Consider the following 20,873-nt stretch of genomic DNA (forward strand, 5'->3'; position numbering starts at 1 on the left):
ATATAATCTCCCTCTTTTTTCGCCTTATGTTAATCTCTTTTATTCTACCATGATTTATCTATTTTTCATAACAATATTTTCAAACTTTAGACAAAAAAATACATTTTGCACATTAAAAAAGCTGCTATGACATACTAGCAGCTTTTTTGCTTTATTTTGTAAATAAGTATTATGTTTTCTAGAAGTTAACCTCTGTGCCATAATAGCAGCATTTTAAGAGTTCTTCCATTTGTTTTTGATCTGGAATTCTTGGATTTGATCCTGTACAAGCATCACTAATAGCAAGAGCTGCTACTTCTGGAAGTTTTTCTAAGAATTCATCTTCTGGTACCATACCATTTTCATAGTCTTTAATGCATTTGGGGATATTGAGCGCTACATTATAGGCTTCAATTTTATCACAAAGCGCTTTAACTAAGCCTTCGGTCGTATCGCTTTCTAAGCCAATAAACTTGGCAATATCTGCATAACGTTTTGCTGCCACTTCGTCTTTGGCATTGAATCTAATCACTTGTGGTAAATACATAGCATTAGCACAGCCATGAACAATATGGCCATTTTTATAAGCTGCACCTGTTTTATGTGCCATAGAGTGAACGATTCCTAAAAGTGCATTAGAGAACGCCATACCTGCAAGGCATTGTGCATAGTGCATTTGCTCACGAGCTTCCATATCCCCCTCATAAGAAGCTTGTAAGTCATCAAAAATCATCTCAATTGCTTTTAAAGCAAGTGGATCTGTAAAGCAAGAATTGCAAGTAGAAACATAAGCTTCAATCGCATGAGTTAAAGCATCCATACCTGTATGTGCTGTTAATTGAGCTGGCATTGTTTCTGCAAGATTAGGATCTACAATAGCAATGTCAGGCGTAATATTAAAATCTGCTAAGGGATATTTAATACCTTTTGCATAATCTGTAATAACAGAGAAAGCTGTTACTTCAGTAGCAGTTCCTGAGGTAGAAGGAATAGCACAGAATTTAGCTTTTTGTCTAAGTGTTGGGAATGAGAAAGGCTGAATAATAGCTTCAAAAGTAGTTTCTGGATATTCATAGAAAACCCACATTGCTTTTGCCGCATCAATAGGTGAACCACCACCTATAGCTACAATCCAATCTGGCTCAAATTCGCGCATCACCTCTGCACCTTTCATAACGGTTTCTACAGATGGGTCTGGCTCAACATTTTCGAATAATTTTACTTCCATACCTGCTTCTTTTAAATTGTCTACAACTTGATCTAAGAATCCAAAGCGTTTCATAGAACCGCCACCAACTACTACAATTGCTTTTTTACCTGTTAAATTTTTTAATTCATTAATTGAACCTTTTCCATAATATAAATCTCTTGGTAATGTAAAGCGTGCCATGTTAATTCCCCCTATAATCTTTGTTGTGTAATGTTTTTCTTTCTTTGTTAATATTATAACACACTCATTTTTAAATCGGTAATATTAAATCAGAATACCCCTAATATATAAAAAACATTACTCATTTTTATATTTATAGCTTTTTTTCATTATTTCTTTATTTAATAGTCTACAAATTTTTATTTACAGATTTTTTGTGTTACTATAGAACTATAAAATGATGTAACTGTTCAGTCTTACTACAATAACCAGCTACTAGACATCGTAAAGGAAATGAGAGGGATATTATGAATTTGCAACAACTACGTTATGTGCTTGAAGTTGAGAAATCTAGTTCCATTACCCGAGCAGCTAAAAATCTTTTTATGGGACAACCTAATTTAAGTAAGGCCATTAAAGAGCTAGAGATTGAAATTGGCATTACTATTTTTAAGCGGACACCTAAAGGTGTAGAGCCTACCCGCGACGGCAAACAATTTCTTCAGTATGCCAGAACTATTCTTTCACAAATGGATGAGTTAGAAAGCCTTTATAAAACTCATCATAAAGAAACCTTTAAATTAGCTGTTTCTGTTCCTAGGGCTACTTATATTTCCACTGCTTTCTCAAGGTTCTTAAATACTTCTTTAAAAGAAGAAAATGTAGAATCTTTGCCATTAAATATTCACTATAAAGAAACGAATGCCCATACTACTATCCAAGATGTTGCTACCGGCGAAAGTGACTTAGGTATTGTACGATATCAAAAGCTCCATGAAAGTTACTTTTTAGCACTTATTAAAGAACAAGGTCTACAGTATGAGTGTATCGGAGAATTTACCATGTGTATTATGCTACATAAAAATCATCCACTGGCAAATTATCAAGATATTCCTTTTCATGCCTTAGGCCAATACATAGAAATTTTACATGGTGACTTTCAAGAACCTAATTTGACTTTTAGTCATATTAGAAAAGGTGCTGATATGGATACGGCTCAAAAACGGATTTATATTTATGACCGTAGTAGCCAATTTGATTTGCTTGAACAAGTTAAAGGAACTTATTTATGGGTTAGTCCTATGCCTGAAGAAACCCTAAAAAAGCATAACTTAGTCACTAGAAAGTGTAGCCTTGCTTCTCCTACTACAGATATGATGATTTACCCACATAAGGATATGCTTAAATCTCATGAACTAGCTTTTATTAGTGTTTTACGCTCTACTTTAAATAACTTAAATCCAAAATAAACGTAATCCCCAAGACCTTAACTAAAATCTTGGGGATTACGTTTATCCACACTTTTATTCCTTATAAAAGTTTAATATTATCCTTGTCTTGGATACACTTTAAAATTTCTTCCCATATCAGGTTCTCTGTTACTCTTACTTTTCTTGGTTCACAAAGATAACGTAAGCTAAGCCATATAGCCCCATCTTTTATTTCCGTATAAATAATAGGTGTAAGATTATTATAACAAATTAAGTACTGTTTACTCGCAGTCTCTATTTGCTTCTTAGCTTCTTCGATGTAATCACTACTATACTTCTCTATAATCTCATAAAAAAGAACTTTCGCTTGCTCCAAATCACTTGTTAAATCTAATTTAACCGTCATTTCATTCCAAATATACTTAAATCCTGTTTCATAGTTAGCTAAAGGACCTGAAAAAACAAGCATATTGGGCATATGTAAAATACGTCCTGTACTTTGTTCCTGCATAATACGATTACCTACCTCTAGCATGGTGAAGTGAAGAAGATTTACATCGATCACATCTCCTATTTGCCCTGCAACTTCTATACGTTCACCTACTTTAAAAGGTTTCGCAAATAGAATATAAAGACCTCCTATCAGATTCACAAAAACATCTCGAATGGCAATAGTAAACCCAGCTGATAAAAAGCCTAACAAAGTTAAGATAGATGTTGAGGATTTCTGCCATATGATAAGCAAACATAATAAATACAAAACAGCATAAATGCCACTTAATACTTTTCTATGTTTATATTTCCTTTCTTGTCCTTCCCCCATTGTTTTGATTAACTTTTGTGTATATTGTTTTAGGATAAGGATGATGATTAATGAGATAATACTATAAACTATTTTATTTATCATTGTATTAGAATGAATAATCTGCTCTTGAATCCATAACCACATGCGAATCGCTCCCCCCTCTTTCTATGTTAATAGACACTTTCCCCTAGTATATAATACTTTTCTCACTTTCTCTACTGCAATTGATTGATAAGATCATAATGCGCATTAATAGCTGATAATCCTTTTTCTAAATTTTTTTCTTCTAAGCCTAAGTAGATTTGCATGTGCAACTGGGCTAACTGTTCTCGCTCATCTATGGTTGCTTTTTTAAGGGTTTTCTCTATTAATTCTTCACAAACACTAGCTAATGGCTCCACAATATTCATCATAAACCCATTGCCTGTTGCTTTAACAATAGCAAAGTGAAAGCTTCTATCAAATAAAATCTCATTCTCAAATCTTTCATTTAAGGGATTCACTAAACAACTTTTTATGTCTTTTAATTGCTGATCAGATATACTTCTCATAGCTATCTTATAAGCTTCTAGTTCTATAGCTCTCCTTACTTCAGTAATATCCACATAGTCTACTTGTTTCATCAAAAGCATTAAACTAAAAGATTCTGTTAAGTTTTTCGAAAAATCCCCTAATAAATAGTTACCTGAGCCCTGTTTACTTTCAATAAGTCCGATATTCTCCATACTTCTTAAAGCTTCTCTAATGGAAGGACGTGAAATACCTAGTTTTTCAGAAAGCTTTCTTTCTGTTTCTAACTTACCTCCTATCTGAATTGTCCCATTTTTCATTTGCTCTTTTATATACTCAATGACCTTAAAGTATTCTTTATTTTCCATACAATCTCCTTGTGCTGATGTGCTCATTTATGTATCACCATATCTCATATAAACGTAGCAAAAATCGAAGCCCCTACTACTGTTAAAAGGCCAGAAATAGCTATAGATAAACTACTCATAGCCCCTTCTATTCTTCCCATTTCTATGGCCTTTGCTGTTCCAATAGCATGTGCTGAGGTCCCTATAGCAATTCCCTTTGCCACCGGATGGTTAATTCTAAAAACTTTACAAATCGTCTCTGCTATCATATTTCCTAGAATACCTGTAATAATAATGACCGCTACTGTTATGGTGACCATTCCTCCTAGCTCTTCTGATACACCCATACCAATAGCCGTTGTAATGGATTTAGGAAGTAAAGTCACATACTGTTCGTGGCTAAAATGAAACACAAACGCCATTACTAAGATACAAGTCAAACTCGTTAAAGCTCCTGAAAAAATCCCAATTAAAATAGCTGCCACATTTTTCTTTAATAATTCTAATTCTTCATAAAGCGGAATAGCCAAACATACGGTTGCTGGTGTAAGAAGATAACTGATATATTTTGCTCCTTGATTATAGGTATCATAGTCAATGTCACAGATGAATAAAAAAGCAACCACTACTATGATTGAAATCAACAATGGATTAAAGATTGTCTTTTTAAATTTCTTCTTAAGCACCATACCTAGCTCATATCCCGCTAGACTTATGAGCACTCCTAAAAAAGTAGAATTATATAACATCTCTTTCATCCTGATGACCTTCCTTCCTATATACTATCCATTGTGTTATTTTACCTGCTACTACCATGACTAGAACTGTAGAGATTAGGGTAATCACAATTACCTGTAATAAGATGGACTCAAGACTCTGCCAAGATACCATTAATCCTACCGCTGCTGGAATAAACATCATTGGCATAATTTCTATTAAGAATACGCCAGTCTCTTTTATCTGTTCTAAACGAATCACACCTGTCACTAGTAAAATAAGCATCAACACTAAACCATATATACTAGCTGGTATTGGTAAGGGTACTATGCTATTTAGTATTTCTCCAATAAAAGTGATTCCTAAAATAATGCCAAACTGCCTAACATATTTCATACTGTCCCCCTCTTTTCTGATTGGTCTTACCAATTCAGCATTATATACTTTATTTCTAATTTTTTCAACACTATATGAATACATAAAAGAAAGGCATAGTAAAGCTAAATACAATAGAAAAGAGCCTTAAACTTAGCTAAAGCTAAATTTAAGGCTCTTTTCTATCCTAAATATTTCTCATAAGCTTCACAGAAGTCGCGCTTATGGTATTCTTTTCTTAAAGCTTCCATCCAATCTAAGTTAAAATTCGTTAATCTTTCTGTAATATCGACGATATCCCCTTGAATAACGTTTCTAGATAAATCTTCATTGGCCATTTTGAGGCCATTGACACCATCTCCAAACAGAGCTTCATTATGTTTTTGAATATAACTCACTTCAATAAGCGATTTATATAATTTTTTAAGTAACTCCATTTGATTTTTATCCACATCAATACTAAAGCCTTGCTCATTGATAAAGAATTTAATTTCAATATCTAAGTCAATAGTCCCTGCTGTTTCTAAAGTCACCTGAGATACCTTATAATATTTAAAGTCATAACGTTTAACAAGTCTTTTTTTCTCTATAGCTGACTTCCCATCTACATGAATAAGTCCATAATTAGTAAACACATACTCATCTGTTTTAGATTTAATAACAAAGAAGATTTTTTCTCCATCCTCTTGTAAAATAAAGTCATCTCCATCTACCTTATCAAAGTCTTGAGGTGAGATAATCTTACCAATATCTGATAGTCCTAAAGTATCTGCTGCTACTCTTCCTAAAAAACCACCTGCCATTTTTGGCTACCCCCTTATAAAAATTCATTTATATTTTTATTATAGCATATCTATATGCATTATTTCATTTTTTCTTTATTTCAATTCATTACCTCAATAAATACTTCTGCCTGTTTAGATCAATTGAATATAATAAGCTCTCTAGATCCCATCTTTGCTGAACCTTATAATCTCATTATTGGCTTAAGCTAGTGAGACGAAGAACTATAAAATTGTTGATGATTGTAGTTCTCCATTTTCTTACTATATTCACATAAAATGCTCTTATATTTGGTATAACTTTTGTTGTCAAGTTCCCCACGCTCATAGCAACCTTCAATCAGAATAATAGCTTCTTGCCTTGCCTCAATAGCTAAGTCCTTATAATTATTTTCTAAGTAAAGCTGAAGGTCATTTATTTGTGTTTCAATTTGCTTTTGTGCTTTTTTATTTACCTTTCTCTTCAATAGATTGAACATATGACTTCCCCTTTTTTATTCTATTTAACACCCTTTTATTTTATCTTATTATAATCATTTCTTTGAATCAATGTCCAAAATGATTTACGTTATCAGGGTTCTACAGATGAGGACATTTCTAAAATTCTCAAGAGATTTCTTGAGTAGTAACTACTTATTTTGAGTGAGTCTCTCAATATAGCTATTAATATAAGGGGAATCACCTTTATATTGTTCAATAGACAAACCAGCATGATCCATATGAATGATAGCATTTCTTCTTATCACATTTTTTCCTCGCCAGCCGCAAGAAGTCGGACTCATCTTTTCCTTAAAATAGGAATTATCCATCCCTGCATAAACATTAGCAGGCTCATTCATATGGACGAGTGTTTGAAATTCTTCTAAAACATTAGTTGCCACTTCTTCATTATAAGGACATTTTAATTGACAGAAGTCACAGCCAAAAATATTTCCTTTTAATAGCTTTATCTCTTGATCACTAAGCTCCTTCTTTTGAGTGATATAAGATAAACAAATATTAGGATTACTCCTTGACATATTAATAGACTTTGTGGGACATTCCTTTAAGCAAGCCTTGCACGCTCCACACTCTGCATATTTTATTAGTTCATCCTGGCTTCTCTGATCTTCACATTCAATCTTTAAATCTGTCATAAGTTCACCTAAAAAGACATAGGAACCATATTTTTTTGTAATCAACATGTTATTTCTTCCAATAAATCCAAGTCCCGCTAAGTAAGCAATGTATCTTTCAGGCAAAGCATTACTATCTACAAACCCTAGTGCCTTACCACCTAAGGTCTCGATGTACTCACTTATTTCATTCAAATACTTTTTAACAACCCTATGATAATCTAGCCTTTTTGTATAAATGGAAAAACCATTAGCCACCTCATCTTTTATCTCCCTATGATAATAAGGAAAGGCTATAGAAATAATTGTTTTTCCCTCTTCCATATAAAGATTGGGATTAAGACGTTTTTCAATATTTTGCTCTTCAAATTCATTTTGCAAACCAAGCTTTTGTCTTTCCCTATAAAACACCTCTAGTTCATCAAAGCGTCTACAAGGAATGAAACCTATTGTATCTAATCCTATAGACTTACAAAAGTCTTCTATTTTCTTTTTTAACATCGTTGTTCACCGTAAGACTCCTCACTTGTCTTATCCTTTAAAATAATTCTTGTACATAAATGTATTTTTAATATACGCGCTGACTCTACTAAAATCAAGCCCATATAACACTTTATAAACCAAACAAGCTTATTTCATAAGCCGTATATTCTTTATCAAAATGGTAACCTAGTTTTTCCGCAAGAGCCACTGACCATTTATTTTGCGCATCCCAGCTTGGATATAGATTTCTATCGATACACTCTAAAATCAGTTTTGCCGCAGCGGCATAAGCTAAACCCTTTCTTCTAAACTCTGTTTTGGTATCAATCTCTATTTCTATCCCTTCATTATATCTTGTATAAGAAGAAGCCCCTGATACTAATTCTCCTTTGTAAAGAACGGCTACCCCTAATCCCTTTTCTTTATACGCCTCATCATTTTCAAACTGTGAGCACAAATCCCTTGACCACTCACTGGCCATTGCCTGCTGATAAATGGCTTCATCTATTAATTTAATTTCATAATCTGGACCTATACTTTCTATAGCCGCTTTAAGCCTTAATGGGTCAAATACATTTGGTTCTTTTTTAATAGCATATCTTATGATTTTCTTGGCGTGACTCCCGTAGGATTCTTCAATAAGTTTGGCCCATGCTTCATTTTCTGACACCATAATAATAAACTGTGATTTTAACTTGTTAGGATTATGAAGTACTAACTCTAATTGAGGCTGTCCGGCCAAAAAGCAAAAGTCTGCAATAACAACTTGCGCAGCTGTAGGATGTTCTATACTATCTGTAAAAACACTTCCCATACATTCTTGAAGTGCTGACCAAATCAAAGTTTCCTCCCATCCATCAAAAAGATGTGCTACTTTTCTTAGTTGCTCTCCTTTTATTGAATATACGGCCATTTCTATTCCCCCTTCATATGTAACTCAACACTGTGAGTCAATTATTATTATACCCTAACCTACTAGGCCTTTCACTAAATCTAAATATTCAAATTTCAATTATATAATTAAAGGATATTCTTTGTAATCATATATGATAAGCAGGTGACTATGTAGGTATATAAATAGAAATTTGTCGGGGCGTTTATAAGAATTACGCCTGGGAGAAAATGAGGGGGAGGGCTGTCTTCCAGAGTTCCGGTTCAAATTTTTTGAGGCACTAGGCTCACTTATCTGGATGAACGCACGAAAACTCCCGCTGGTCAAACACTCGTGCTAAAACCCATCCAAAACGTTCGCCAAGTGCCTCTAAAAAATTCTCCCAAGTCACTCTTCCAGATAGCCTTCCCCCTCATTTTCACAAACGTTATTGAGCTCATAAACATCCAAGACAATGAAACAGCATGGAAAGAAGGCATAACGACAGTTAAAAAATACTCAGAACCAGGGCAGACGCCCATAGCAATAATGTATCAAGCTTCCCATAAGTCTGTTTTGTCAAGAAGTAGCTATGTAAGGACGCTAGGGAGCCTTACAAGCATTATTGGCCTTATAAACGTTCAAGCCCCTAAATGAGAAGTGCTGAAAAGAGATAATAACAAGTTTTATTTCCTCTTAAAAACACTTAATGGAGGTGGCTTTACGCGTTATTGTTGGTAGAACTGAGAGAGGGTGGCTGTCCTAGCAGGGTGACTTCGGAGTATTTTCAGTAGGCACTTAGCGAACGTTTTGGATGGTATTTAGCCCACGTGTTTGAGGGAACCGAGTTTGTGGGCGTTCATCCAAAAAAGTGAGCTTAGTGCCTACTGAAGATGCGGAGCGGAACCACGCAGGATAGTCACCCTCTCTCAGTTCCGCCCAAATAGCCTAGTAAATTCCCCGACAAATTTCAATTTATGATAGTAAGTAAATAGTCGCGGAAGGAGAATAAATGCAACGTTCAAACATTATCTGCTTTAGTTGTAGGTCTATTCCTAGGCTTTTTATATATAAAATCAACTCTTTATTTTACTACACCTTAACTCACATCTTATAGAATAGTATCTCCTACTATATGATGATAAAATGACAAATTACAATTAAATAAGTAAAATAAATTCATTATTCTCATTGTTTATACAGGCTTTTAATGTTACTATTTTAATATGATTATTTTCATAATTTTAGGTCTATTTATCTTTTTTATTAGACTGAAATTACTTTTATTATATGGGGAGGATTTTAGATATGGAGTTTTCTAATAAAATTAGCGAATTCGCTTCAAGAATCAAAACTATTCAAGATACATTAAAAACAGAAGAAGCTGTTAAAACATCAATTGTTATGCCCTTTTTTCAATTACTTGGATACGATATTTTTAACCCCTATGAATTTGTTCCTGAATTCACAGCAGATACAGGTACTAAAAAAGGTGAAAAAGTAGACTATGCTATTGTCATTAATGGTGAACCCACTATTTTAGTAGAAGCAAAAGCTTTAGACAAAGATCTTAATAAACATACTAACCAGCTTTATCGTTACTTTTCAGTTACTAAAGCTAAGTTTGCTATCTTAACAAATGGTATCATCTATAAATTTTATACAGACCTTGAAGAACCTAATATAATGGATGAAGTTCCTTTTCTTGAACTCAATCTTTTAAACCTCAATGATGCGTCAATTGAACAACTTAAGAAATTTAGCAAAAACGCCTTTGATATTCAATGTATACTTGATACTGCTTCTGATTTAAAATATACTGCTATGATAAAAAAAGTTCTTGCTGAGCAACTAGCTAATCCTTCCGATCAATTTGTAAAACTCATTTTAGGAAAAGGTATTTATACCGGTGTAAAAACTCAAGCTGTTATTGACAAATTCAAATCAATGATACAACTCTCCTTCAATCAATACATATCTGATTTGGTTAATGACCGTATTAAAAGCGCCCTTAATGAAGCACCTACATTCGCTTTTCAAACAGATATTATTCAACAACAAAAAAAAGAGAGTGATTTAACCTCCAAAGAATTATCACTTCTTGATGCGATAAAAAAAATTATTTCAAACGCTCTTCCTAATGAAGATTTTGTATATAAAAAGACTGAGCGTTATCTAAGCATTCAACTAGGAAATAACTCTAGAAAATGGATTTGTAGGGTATTTTTAAAACAAAATACCCCTCATACATTTCAACTTCATCAAGTAGGAGATACACCATACGACTGTGAATACTTATTTGAAGGAGCAGATCAACTTAATCAAATTAGTTCGCTTATTATAGATGTAGCAAAAAAATGTCAGCAACTCTGATAACTAGTTTAACTATCCTTTCTAATTAAAATCCTTGTGCTCTAGAAATTTTATCTATTGCACAAGGATTTTTAGTTTTTCTATTAAGATAACACCTTGAGTATCTCTTCATAATGAGGTTCTTCTGTTACCTCTTCACAATACTCTACATAAATGACTTTGTCATTTTCATCAATTACAAATACCGCTCTTGTCAATAAACCAAGTTCTTTAATATAAGTACCAGAGTTTTGACCAAAACTTCTATCTTTATAATCAGATAAAGTGACTACATTCTCTATACCTGCTGCTCCACACCATCTTGCTTGCGCAAAAGGTAAATCCATAGAAATCGTATACACCTTTACATCATTTAATTTAGTTGCTTCCTCATTAAAGCGTCTTACTTCTCTATCACATACGCCTGTATCAAGAGAAGGCACGCTTACATAAACTCTTTTTCCTTTTAATTCACTTGAAGAAATGGTTTGTAACTGCCCATCAACTACATTAAACCCTGGTGCTGGTTCACCCACCTCTATATGGTGCCCTTCCAAAGTTATTGGCTTTCCTTGAAATTTAACATTCATTTTACTTCCTCCTTTATTAATATTCTATAACACACATAGCTTAGTTTTTGCCTAAGATAGTGAAATATACATTCATTATACTGCCTATATCATATGTTTTTGTCTAGCTACTTTTATCCACATAGGAAACTCATTAAGAAGTTTATTATAAAGAGCCTCATCTGATAATTGATTAATGTTGTCTAATAGAAAAAAATAATTACCCTAACATAAGACTCTACCTTCCTAAAAACAAAAAATCCTTGAGCTATTTATTAATCTGCCTCAAGGATTAGTCTTATATTAATCTTATTATATACTGCTAAAGTAGTCTTGTATACTACTAAATAGTAGGTGCTTGATTATTCATAGAATATCCATCACTTCTCACATCACTCATCTCAATTTCAATATCTTTTTTGTTCATCTTCTTTAATTTTTTTACTATGCCATAAGGCTCTTTTAATGATAGTTCATCACCTCTTCCTGAGATGACCCACAGTACTTTATACCCTCTAGGGAGAACCTTTAGTTTGTCTTCACCTTTGCCATCAGTAAAATAGATGAGTAAATTAATCTTTTTCTTATTGGCATATTCAAAAACAGGGGTGAATTGAGTTCCTCCACCTACAGCTATTCTATCTTGTATATCCTTAATGGATCTGACTTTATATGCACGTCTGACCTGATTATCACATTCAATGATCGTGATTTCGTGATTATAATTCTTAACGATATGAAGTACTTCCTTAACAGCCTGCTTGAATTCTTCATCACTTATACTACCACTAATATCAATCGCAACTGCTATTTCTGCTTTATGACTTCTGAGGTTTCCTCTTAAATCTAGTCTTTCGGGCTGTCTTCTACTTCGCCTTGTGATGACCTTTTTCTTATTGCTTTCGACAGTTCCCATTAATCTATTTAAATATAAATTCCAAGGTAATTCTTCTTTACTATGTTTAAGAGCGGTAATCATATCCTCTAAGTAAGCTGGTATTTTTCCTTTAAGAGCATTATTTATAAACTTCTCTGTAAATTCTTTAATGGTTTGCTCCTCTATCTCATCAGACTCTCCCCACATATCATGTGTTTTCTCAGGATTATATGCCGTTTTTAAATCCTCACTTTCATTAGCGTCGTTTTCTTCTCCCTCCTCATCTTCCTCTTGCAAATCAAATTCAGTTTGAAGTTTCTCTACATAATATTCAAAGGTTTCATAGGGTTTCAGTTTTAAATTGTAATGTAAATTCACCGACTCTAATGTTGTAGCATAAGGTGGCAGATACTCTAAAAATTGGTTAACAACTACATCCATAGCCATATTAATGGCTAGTGTACTATATCTGCCTTTTAATGCTTTTGCTCTCGTTAAATGCATGGAAATGATATGAAAAATTTCATGCTTAATGACGCTTTCCATTTGTTTAAGAGTGAGGGTTAAGAAAATAATGGGATTAAAATAAATCACATACCTAGCCCCTTTAAAATTCACCCCAGTTGGGCTACTCATGTCTACTCTTATTTCTCTTGCCATTTGTATCAAGAAATAGCCATAAAAATCATCATTTTCCTGCATTAAACTTAAGCTTACTTGATCTACTAGGTTAAAGAAGTCACGTTTAAAGTCCTGAGGCCAAGCTGGTTCCCATTTCTCACCAGCACGGTTTGACTTTAACATATCTGTTGTATTAACGATTTCCTTGGATTTTTCATAAAGCTGTTTTACCTGATTATCAAAATGACTTTCCATAAGCTATCCCCTTATTAAGCTATATGCTGAAAAATAGGCCTCTACAAAAGCTTCATTGTCTAAAGCATTTTTGTATACTTCAGCATAACTTTCCTTCATATCCTTCATAATGCCTACCATTAAGTCTACAGGATAAGCTTTTAAAAAATCCATTAATCTATTCATCTTATCCTTTGACTCATCTTCATGAGCTTTCATATATGACTCTAACTGCTTTAAAATGTTGATTGCTGATAAGTAAAGTCTTGTATGACTTTCATTTTTAACTCTCTCTATTAAAGCTTCACTAAGGGCTTCTCCTAAAAACACATCTTCATACCCTATGAGTGGGCTATAATCGGCTTCAACAAAACTAAGAAATTCTTCTGCTATTACCTTCCCAACGTTTCCTTTAATGACGTTTAAAAACACTGATCTAGGAATGATTTCTTTTTGCTCTTTATAAATCTGATAGCTTTTAGAGATTCTTTCATAGCTTCTAGGTGTTGCTCTAATATCATCCTCATTATTTTTATTCAAGTACTCTGGAAAGGTTGAGATAAACCCTATTACCTTTTGCTCAATGCCTGTATCTATTGCCCATTTTAGCCACTGGATATAATCACTTTCCATGTTTAACCATACAAATCTATTTTCTTGGGCTGGGTCCATATCAACCACTTGATAATCAAAATCCGATCCATATTTGCTAGATGGATTCATGGCTGCTAAAATTTTAACCTCATCATGTAGCTGGTAGCCATTGATTTCTCTATTTAGTATTAAATTCATAAGTTCTTGCTGCACTGTATGCTCACAGCGATTAATTTCATCTATAAATAAAAGAACTGTCTTACCCTCAGCTATTTCTTTATCAATTTCTCTTAACTTATTATGAACAGCATAGACAGTCATTTTCTTCTCTACCTGATTGCCATTAACATCCATACTGCTATAAGATTCTACCGTTGGAAGACCACCTATCTCACCTTCTTTAAGGAGGTTACCATCAATAACGATTAAACTCCACTCTTTTTCTTTAGCAAGTGCCTTGGCTAAAGCTGTTTTTCCTATACCACTTTCACCAACTACCAAAGGCACTTCCCTTGTAGCTAGTACTAATTCTACACTTTTTAGCGTTTCTACAAAATTCATTTTGTCCCTCCTCTATCGTCTCTTTAGCTTTTCATCTACTGCTATTTTTTTCGCTGTTTTGCTGCCATATTGGTAAATGAGTAGCATCTTATCCATATGTTGTCTACTGCAATATTTATCTATGGTACTACAATTTAAAAAGTCTCTTACATATTTTTCTTCAACTTCTTCATTTGATAATACTTCTTTTAATACGCCCTCTAGTTCTTCTTTGGTTATTTGGTTGATAATGTACTTAACCACCAAAATATTAACTTTTAAAAACGCTAGCATTTTCTGTTTATCTAATGAAGTGATAAAGCTAATAGCTGCTTCATTTTCCTTAATAGCCATCATCTCTACCTGCGGACTAGGTGAATGGATATACCTAAGTGCATCATAACTTATTTTTACTGCTGCTTCTTGTACCCTTTCATCTGGTTCTTTGATATATTTGATAGCATCGTAATTTTTCCTAACTGCCAACAATTGCATTTCTATACTTGGATTTTTAGCATATTGAATCGCCCATCCAGCTTGATTAACGGCCAATTCTAAGACCTTTTCTGTTGGATTTTTAATATATTCTAAGGTATTCCAGCCTTTGTTAACGGCCTTTATCATCATCTCTTCTGTTGGGTCACTTACAAATTTAATAGCTCTTGGATTGCTATCTATAGCTAACTCTTCCATTTCTTTTGTTGGACTGTCTATATATTCTAATACTAACCCCTCTTTTTTAAGTGCAAATAACTTCATCTCTTCTGTAGGATGAGGAATCATTTTAATAATAGAAGGATTAGCTTCTATTGCCTGCATATATTTTGCTTCTTCCATAACATTCCCTTCTTTCTATTCCTTGCCGCAAATAAGAAAATGAATGTTTTCTGTCTCATGAAAATAACCTACGAATTCTATCTAGCTTACCAGAAATTCGTAGGTTTATCTATGACATTGGTTCTACTTTTATTAGGAACCATTTACATTTTTACTCAAATTACTTTTATTGCTAGCATACTGTACTTCTATACAGTGTTCTAGATTGTCTTATTCAATCTCGTTGTTTTTATGATTCATTATATGATACTCTCGCTCTTAATGAACGAAACCTTTATAGCCATTATCAAAAGCTTTGCTTCAATTTAAGATTCATCCTCTTAAATCTCTAGACCATATGCTAAATAACGTGCTAACCTTTTTTCAATCACTGCCGTGCTTAATTGACACCTAGTAGCGTAGTTTTCTACTTGGTCTCTATCTAATAACATAGCATCAAAGTATTTGGCATCTTCTGATGCAAAATATAAGCCACATACAGAAGCAACTGGATTCATCATAAAGCTTTCTGTTAGGCTTACTCCCGTTATCTTCTCTCCCTCTAATAAATCAAAGAGTTTTTGCATCTGACTTTGATCTACCAATGAAGGATATCCAAAGGCCGGTCTAATGCCTCTATATTTTCCCTTTAATAAATCGTTTATCCCTAGCTGTTCATCTTTTGCATAGCCCCAATCATTTTGACGTACATCTTGATGAAGTTTTTCAGCAAAGGCTTCTGCTAAACGGTCGCAAAGTAGTTTAACCATGATTGCGCCATACTCATCTCCCTTTGCTTTAAGTTCATTTGCATAAGCTTCTGCACCTAATCCAGCTGTTACAATAAAACCGCCTATATAATCTTCTTTGCCTAGTGCTTTAGGGCTGACAAAATCTGATAAACAAAGATATTGATCTTGATTTTGCAGCTTTTGCTGTCTGATGCAATTAAAGGTAGCCGCTAGAGTGCCATCTTGATGATAAAGTTCGATATCATCTTCAATTGAGTTAGCTTTAAATAGGCCTAATACGCCTCTAAGGTCTATTATTTTCTCAGATGCTAATACATCTAACATTTTATTGGCATCTTCAAAAAGCTGACATGCTGCTTCGCCATATACCTCATCTTCTAAGATAGCCGGATACAATTTTTTCATTTCCCATCCAATAAAGAAGAAGGTCCAGTCAATATAAGGCCTTAGATCTCTAATTGTATAATGATCTATGGTCTTGATTCCTTTAAAGGTCGGCTCAGAAATAGCTCTATGTTCCCAATCTATTTTCAGTTTTTTACTTCTAGCTTCCTCTAAACTTACTAATTTCTTAGGCACACTTTCATAGCTTTGTCTCTTTTCTTCATATTCCTTCTTAACTTCAGCAACAAATGCTTCCTTTTCTTTTCCTAAAAGTTTTTTGCAGATTTCTACGGTTTTAGAAGCATCATATCCATAAACAGTAGGGCCGCTATAGTGTGGAGCGATTTTTAAAGCTGTATGGAGCTTAGAAGTCGTTGCTCCTCCTATAATCAGTGGTATAGTCATTCCTCCTCTTTCCATCTCTTCTGCTACATGGGCCATTTCATCTAAAGAAGGCGTAATCAGACCACTTAAGCCAATGATATCTACCTTTTCTTTAATAGCTGTATCTAAAATGGTTTCACAAGGTGTCATCACACCTAAGTCAATAATCTCAAAGTTGTTACATGCTAAGACAACACCTACAATATTTTTACCAATATCGTGAACATCTCCCTTGACTGTTGCTATTAAAATTTTTCCTGCTTTATGAGACGTACCTTCTTCTTTATCATTTTCGATGTAGGGTAGTAAAAAACCTACTGCTTTTTTCATCACCCTTGCTGATTTAACCACTTGAGGAAGAAACATTTTACCTTCTCCAAATAAATCCCCAACCTTGGTCATCCCAGCCATCAAAGGTCCTTCTATAATGTGTAGTGCTTTAGGATAAACTGTAACGGCCTCTGCTAAATCGTCTTCTATAAACTCCGTCGTTCCTTTAACCAAAGCATAGCTTAATCTATCATCTAATTGCCACTGTCTCCACTCATTTTGTTGGATAGTTACCTTATCTTGGTCTTGTTTATAGTTTTCTGCTTGTTCTAATAGTCTTTCTGCTGCATCTTCTCGTTTATTAAAAATCACATCTTCTACAAGTTCTAGCAGCGCCTTCGGAATATCATCATAAATCTGAATCATGCCAGGATTAACAATTCCCATATCCATACCCGCTTCAATAGCATGATATAAAAAGACAGAATGCATGGCTTCTCTGATGACATTATTTCCTCTAAAAGAAAAAGACAAATTAGAAACCCCACCTGAAACCTTAGCATAAGGTAAGTGCTCTTTAATCCACCTCGTTGCTTCAATATAGTAAGCAGCATAATGATTATGTTCTTCCATTCCTGTAGCAATGGCTAAGATATTAGGATCAAAAATAATATCTTCAGGTGGAAAATGAAGCTTGTCTACTAGCAAGCGATAGGCTCTTTCACAAATTTCTATTTTTCTTTCAAAAGTGTCCGCCTGCCCTCTTTCATCAAAGGCCATCACCACCACAGCTGCGCCAAAAGTTTTCACTACCTTAGCATGCTCTAAGAATTCCTCTTCTCCGTTTTTTAAGGAAATGGAATTGACAATAGGCTTACCCTGAATACTTTTAAGTCCTGCTTCAATGACCGACCATTTTGAAGAATCTATCATGATAGGTCTTGATGCAATATCTGGTTCTGATGCAATCAGCTTTAAAAAATAAGCCATTTCTTCTTCACTATTTAAAAGACCATCATCAAAATTAACATCTATAATTTGAGCTCCATTTTCCACTTGCTCTTTGGCAATTAATAAAGCTTCCTCATAGTTCTTTTCGCGAATCAACCTGGCAAACTTGGCTGAACCTGCTACATTTGTTCTTTCACCAATGTTAATAAAATTATTAGCTTTATGACTTTTTACTGTCTCTAATCCACAGTAGATACTTTCTTTAGGTAAAGTAGGTATGGTTCTTGGTTTTACACCTTCCACACATTTTGCAATGGCTGCAATATGCTCTGGTGTGGTACCACAGCAACCCCCTACTATGTTGACATATTGTCCCTTGGCTAATGCTTCAATATACTGAGCAGTCATATAGGGTGCTTCATCATATGCCCCTAGAACATTAGGTAACCCTGCATTAGGATAAACCGATACATATAAATTTTGAGTTTTTGACAGTTCTTTAATAAATGGCATTAAATCAGCACCACCAAAGGAGCAGTTTAACCCGATAGAAATAACATGCTCATTTCTAACTGACTGAGCGAAGGCCTCTAGTTTTTGTCCGGAAAGTGTTCTTCCTGACTTGTCCGTTAAAGTACCTGAAATCATAATGGGTAAAGTTATATTTTGAGCTTCATAAACCTCTTGTGCTGCTACAATTGCAGCTCTAGCATTCAACGTATCAAATATGGTTTCAATTAAAAGACAATCTACACCTCCTGCTATTAAACCAGCGATTTGCTCACTGTAAGCTGATACCAATTCATCAAAGCTAATATTTCTAAAACCTGGATTTTCTACATCTGGTGATAATGAAGCTGTTTTATTAGTAGGCCCAATAGCACCTGCTACAAACCTAGGCTTATGAGGCTCTTCTTTAGTCATCTCATCCGCAACCTCTCTGGCTATGCGAGCTGACTCATAGTTTAATTCATATACTAGCTCTCCTAAGTCATAATCTGCCTGAGAAATAACCGTTGCATTAAACGTATTGGTTTCAATCATATCGGCTCCTGCTTTTAAGAAGCTCCTGTGAATCTTTTTAATTACTTCCGGCTTTGTTAATGATAATAAATCATTATTTCCCTTTTGATCACGATGAAACGCTTTAAAGCGTTCGCTGCGATAATCTTCTTCTGTTAATTGGTAGCCTTGAATGCTTGTCCCCATAGCACCATCAAGGACTAAAATACGTTGTTTTAATATAGAAATGAGTTCATTTTTATCCATCTTATATCTCCCATACAATCAATATCCTCTATTCCGATAACACTTTGTTTGTTAAATCTTATTATAGCTCTTTAAGACACATTTAACAATTATTATTATTAAATAATTATATTATCCAATAAGACTTTTTTATCCTCACTAACTACCAAAAAGAACCCAGAGTTACTTCATTTGATAACTCAAGGGTTCTCTTCATAAAATTAGCTCTTTTCCTTATTAACAATATAAATACCTAAGCAAACTAAAATTAATGAAATGACACTCATTAATCCTATCATTTGGTATTCCTTTAAAAGCATAGCCGATAATAATACGCCAAATACCGGATTCATAAAGCCAAATACAGCTACTTTAGAAATAGGATTATACTTGAGAAGGATACCCCATACAGAATACGCGATGGCTGAAACTAATGCTAAATAGATAAGCATTGCTGCTCCTCCTGCTGTCATAACTGTCATACGTCCTCCCATAGCTGCTCCAAATAAAATCATTAATACGCCACCTATTAAAAACTGATAACCGCTTAAACAAACAGGATCTTCTTCTGTAGAATAGCTTTTCATAAGAACTGAAGAAAAAGCATAAGCTACTGTTGATAAAAAGATAAACCCTTCACCGACAAATGAAAAATGGGTATTTATTTCACTTCCTGTTAGGTTAACCAATATAACCCCTAAAAAGCCAATAATACTTCCCATTACTTTTCTAGTAGTAAGCTTCTCTTGATGAAAGCAAAGGCTTGCTATAAAAATAGCTACAAATACATTAACGGCTTCGATTATAGAAGCCTTCACACCACTTGTATTAGCAAGTCCAATATAGAAAAAAACATACTGTGCCACAGTTTGAAACATACAAAGCGTCACTATTTTTCCATAAGACTGCTTCTTAGGCACTAGGATTTTACCTTTTACTAAACTTCCAATAACAAGTGCTAAAATGCCTGCTAGTGCAAAACGGCAGCCTGCAAAAAGAATTTGGGTGGCTGTTTGCTCTGATTCAATTTGAAATAATTGATACCCTATTTTAATGCATGGAAAAGCGCTTCCCCATAAGGCGCAGCATAAAAGTGCTCCTAGCCAAACGACTATCGTCTTTTGCATCAACTGTTCTTTATTTTTCTTCATCTTCCCCACTCTTTCTAGTTATCCTTTATGTACTTATAAACGACTCACTTCTCATATGTTTTAAGCTACTTCAAATAATACTTATCAAAATAACCCCTTAAATTCTAATAAAACTATCAGAAATTGAAGGGGTCATTTATTAAGCTTGTTCTTCTTCTAAAATAGATGTACAGTGTGAACAGCGTGTTGCTTTAATAGATATTTGGCTATAGCAAAATGGGCATTCTTTTGTTGTTGCTTCTTTTGCTGGCTCTTCTGGTTTTCTAGTCCCAATAGTACTTAATTTGTTCATTCCTTTCACTAATAGGAAAATTAAAAATGCCATAATAACAAAATTAATGATGGCTGTTATAAAAGCCCCATAGCGGATGTTTACATCTGCAATTGTTATGACTAAAGCACTAAAATCTTTTTTGGCAAATAATCCTATGATAGGTGAAATCACATCATCAACTAAAGATTTAACGATTCCTTGAAAAGCACCTCCAATAATAACACCTACTGCTAAATCTAATACATTCCCTCTAAGAGCAAATGTTCTAAACTCATTAAGAAATTTTTTCATC

The 20,873-nt window shown here is 34.0% G+C and carries 18 protein-coding genes and 1 pseudogene; 2 read left to right on the plus strand and 17 right to left on the minus strand.

Annotated features, from left to right (window positions below; translation table 11 throughout):
• Positions 1-178 precede the first annotated feature (178 nt).
• Positions 179-1,369 carry an iron-containing alcohol dehydrogenase gene (locus EKH84_RS16240; RefSeq protein ID WP_127067106.1) on the minus strand — a complete coding sequence of 397 codons (1,191 nt, stop codon included), beginning with the start codon at positions 1,367-1,369 and terminating at the stop codon, positions 179-181.
• A 287-nt stretch (positions 1,370-1,656) separates the two neighbouring features.
• On the opposite strand from EKH84_RS16240, the gene EKH84_RS16245 reads away from it, so the two are divergent.
• Complete coding sequence (locus EKH84_RS16245; RefSeq protein WP_127067107.1) at positions 1,657-2,598, plus strand: LysR family transcriptional regulator; 942 nt, start codon at positions 1,657-1,659, stop codon at positions 2,596-2,598.
• Between the two features lie 61 nt (positions 2,599-2,659).
• Here EKH84_RS16245 and EKH84_RS16250 read toward each other — a convergent pair whose 3' ends face one another.
• The 8 genes from EKH84_RS16250 to EKH84_RS16285 form a co-directional block, all read right to left on the minus strand.
• Positions 2,660-3,508, minus strand: a complete 849-nt coding sequence (locus EKH84_RS16250; protein WP_127067108.1) for a mechanosensitive ion channel family protein — start codon at positions 3,506-3,508, stop codon at positions 2,660-2,662.
• Between the two features lie 71 nt (positions 3,509-3,579).
• Entirely contained in the window at positions 3,580-4,269 is a 690-nt protein-coding gene (locus tag EKH84_RS16255) for a FadR/GntR family transcriptional regulator (protein ID WP_127067109.1), read from the minus strand.
• Between the two features lie 17 nt (positions 4,270-4,286).
• Positions 4,287-4,979, minus strand: a complete 693-nt coding sequence (locus EKH84_RS16260; RefSeq protein ID WP_127067110.1) for an LrgB family protein — start codon at positions 4,977-4,979, stop codon at positions 4,287-4,289.
• Entirely contained in the window at positions 4,960-5,334 is a 375-nt protein-coding gene (locus tag EKH84_RS16265) for a CidA/LrgA family protein (protein WP_013657684.1), read from the minus strand. The genes EKH84_RS16260 and EKH84_RS16265 overlap by 20 nt, the downstream gene beginning before the upstream one ends.
• 161 nt (positions 5,335-5,495) lie before the next feature.
• Complete coding sequence (locus tag EKH84_RS16270; RefSeq protein WP_013657685.1) at positions 5,496-6,116, minus strand: PH domain-containing protein; 621 nt, start codon at positions 6,114-6,116, stop codon at positions 5,496-5,498.
• A 188-nt stretch (positions 6,117-6,304) separates the two neighbouring features.
• A complete protein-coding gene (locus EKH84_RS16275) occupies positions 6,305-6,574 on the minus strand; it encodes a hypothetical protein (protein ID WP_127067111.1) in 270 nt (89 codons plus the stop codon).
• A 150-nt stretch (positions 6,575-6,724) separates the two neighbouring features.
• On the minus strand, positions 6,725-7,711 hold the full coding sequence (gene queG, locus EKH84_RS16280; protein WP_127067112.1) for a tRNA epoxyqueuosine(34) reductase QueG: 987 nt from the start codon (positions 7,709-7,711) through the stop codon (positions 6,725-6,727).
• A 112-nt stretch (positions 7,712-7,823) separates the two neighbouring features.
• On the minus strand, positions 7,824-8,606 hold the full coding sequence (locus EKH84_RS16285; protein ID WP_127067113.1) for a GNAT family N-acetyltransferase: 783 nt from the start codon (positions 8,604-8,606) through the stop codon (positions 7,824-7,826).
• 1,266 nt (positions 8,607-9,872) lie between these two features.
• Between EKH84_RS16285 and EKH84_RS16290 the strand changes: the two genes are divergently transcribed.
• Positions 9,873-10,937 (plus strand): type I restriction endonuclease, encoded by a 1,065-nt coding sequence (locus EKH84_RS16290; RefSeq protein WP_190283363.1) that lies wholly within the window; start codon positions 9,873-9,875, stop codon positions 10,935-10,937.
• Positions 10,938-11,020: 83 nt separating this feature from the next.
• On the opposite strand, the gene tpx is transcribed toward EKH84_RS16290, so the two are convergent.
• From tpx to mscL, 8 genes and pseudogenes are all read right to left on the minus strand, one after another.
• Complete coding sequence (gene tpx / locus EKH84_RS16295; RefSeq protein ID WP_127067115.1) at positions 11,021-11,506, minus strand: thiol peroxidase; 486 nt, start codon at positions 11,504-11,506, stop codon at positions 11,021-11,023.
• Between the two features lie 84 nt (positions 11,507-11,590).
• Positions 11,591-11,689, minus strand: a pseudogene (locus tag EKH84_RS22975) (VWA domain-containing protein); the annotation flags it as partial.
• A 139-nt stretch (positions 11,690-11,828) separates the two neighbouring features.
• The gene (locus tag EKH84_RS16305; protein WP_127067116.1) at positions 11,829-13,238 is read right to left on the minus strand and encodes a vWA domain-containing protein; all 1,410 of its coding nucleotides are present in this window, start codon (positions 13,236-13,238) and stop codon (positions 11,829-11,831) included.
• Positions 13,239-13,241: 3 nt separating this feature from the next.
• Positions 13,242-14,372, minus strand: a complete 1,131-nt coding sequence (locus EKH84_RS16310; protein ID WP_127067117.1) for an ATP-binding protein — start codon at positions 14,370-14,372, stop codon at positions 13,242-13,244.
• Positions 14,373-14,384: 12 nt separating this feature from the next.
• Positions 14,385-15,188 carry a hypothetical protein gene (locus EKH84_RS16315; RefSeq protein WP_127067118.1) on the minus strand — a complete coding sequence of 268 codons (804 nt, stop codon included), beginning with the start codon at positions 15,186-15,188 and terminating at the stop codon, positions 14,385-14,387.
• A 320-nt stretch (positions 15,189-15,508) separates the two neighbouring features.
• Positions 15,509-19,177, minus strand: coding sequence for a methionine synthase (gene metH, locus EKH84_RS16320; protein WP_127067119.1), 3,669 nt, complete (start codon positions 19,175-19,177; stop codon positions 15,509-15,511).
• A gap of 200 nt (positions 19,178-19,377) precedes the next feature.
• Entirely contained in the window at positions 19,378-20,307 is a 930-nt protein-coding gene (locus tag EKH84_RS16325; protein ID WP_127067120.1) for a DMT family transporter, read from the minus strand.
• A 139-nt stretch (positions 20,308-20,446) separates the two neighbouring features.
• Positions 20,447-20,872 (minus strand): large conductance mechanosensitive channel protein MscL, encoded by a 426-nt coding sequence (gene mscL, locus EKH84_RS16330; RefSeq protein ID WP_127067121.1) that lies wholly within the window; start codon positions 20,870-20,872, stop codon positions 20,447-20,449.
• Position 20,873 lies beyond the last annotated feature (1 nt).

The sequence above is a fragment of the Cellulosilyticum sp. WCF-2 genome, from assembly GCF_003990395.1.
GTDB classification, from domain to species: Bacteria; Bacillota; Clostridia; order Lachnospirales; family Cellulosilyticaceae; genus Cellulosilyticum; species Cellulosilyticum lentocellum.

Coding starts and splice junctions, on each gene's coding strand:
- EKH84_RS16240 (WP_127067106.1), bottom strand. CDS start 1,369: ATGGCACGCTTTACATTACCAAGAGATTTATATTATGGAAAAGGTTCA.
- EKH84_RS16245 (WP_127067107.1), top strand. CDS start 1,657: ATGAATTTGCAACAACTACGTTATGTGCTTGAAGTTGAGAAATCTAGT.
- EKH84_RS16250 (WP_127067108.1), bottom strand. CDS start 3,508: ATGTGGTTATGGATTCAAGAGCAGATTATTCATTCTAATACAATGATA.
- EKH84_RS16255 (WP_127067109.1), bottom strand. CDS start 4,269: ATGAGCACATCAGCACAAGGAGATTGTATGGAAAATAAAGAATACTTT.
- EKH84_RS16260 (WP_127067110.1), bottom strand. CDS start 4,979: ATGAAAGAGATGTTATATAATTCTACTTTTTTAGGAGTGCTCATAAGT.
- EKH84_RS16265 (WP_013657684.1), bottom strand. CDS start 5,334: ATGAAATATGTTAGGCAGTTTGGCATTATTTTAGGAATCACTTTTATT.
- EKH84_RS16270 (WP_013657685.1), bottom strand. CDS start 6,116: ATGGCAGGTGGTTTTTTAGGAAGAGTAGCAGCAGATACTTTAGGACTA.
- EKH84_RS16275 (WP_127067111.1), bottom strand. CDS start 6,574: ATGTTCAATCTATTGAAGAGAAAGGTAAATAAAAAAGCACAAAAGCAA.
- queG (WP_127067112.1), bottom strand. CDS start 7,711: ATGTTAAAAAAGAAAATAGAAGACTTTTGTAAGTCTATAGGATTAGAT.
- EKH84_RS16285 (WP_127067113.1), bottom strand. CDS start 8,606: ATGGCCGTATATTCAATAAAAGGAGAGCAACTAAGAAAAGTAGCACAT.
- EKH84_RS16290 (WP_190283363.1), top strand. CDS start 9,873: ATGGAGTTTTCTAATAAAATTAGCGAATTCGCTTCAAGAATCAAAACT.
- tpx (WP_127067115.1), bottom strand. CDS start 11,506: ATGAATGTTAAATTTCAAGGAAAGCCAATAACTTTGGAAGGGCACCAT.
- EKH84_RS16305 (WP_127067116.1), bottom strand. CDS start 13,238: ATGGAAAGTCATTTTGATAATCAGGTAAAACAGCTTTATGAAAAATCC.
- EKH84_RS16310 (WP_127067117.1), bottom strand. CDS start 14,372: ATGAATTTTGTAGAAACGCTAAAAAGTGTAGAATTAGTACTAGCTACA.
- EKH84_RS16315 (WP_127067118.1), bottom strand. CDS start 15,188: ATGGAAGAAGCAAAATATATGCAGGCAATAGAAGCTAATCCTTCTATT.
- metH (WP_127067119.1), bottom strand. CDS start 19,177: ATGGATAAAAATGAACTCATTTCTATATTAAAACAACGTATTTTAGTC.
- EKH84_RS16325 (WP_127067120.1), bottom strand. CDS start 20,307: ATGAAGAAAAATAAAGAACAGTTGATGCAAAAGACGATAGTCGTTTGG.
- mscL (WP_127067121.1), bottom strand. CDS start 20,872: ATGAAAAAATTTCTTAATGAGTTTAGAACATTTGCTCTTAGAGGGAAT.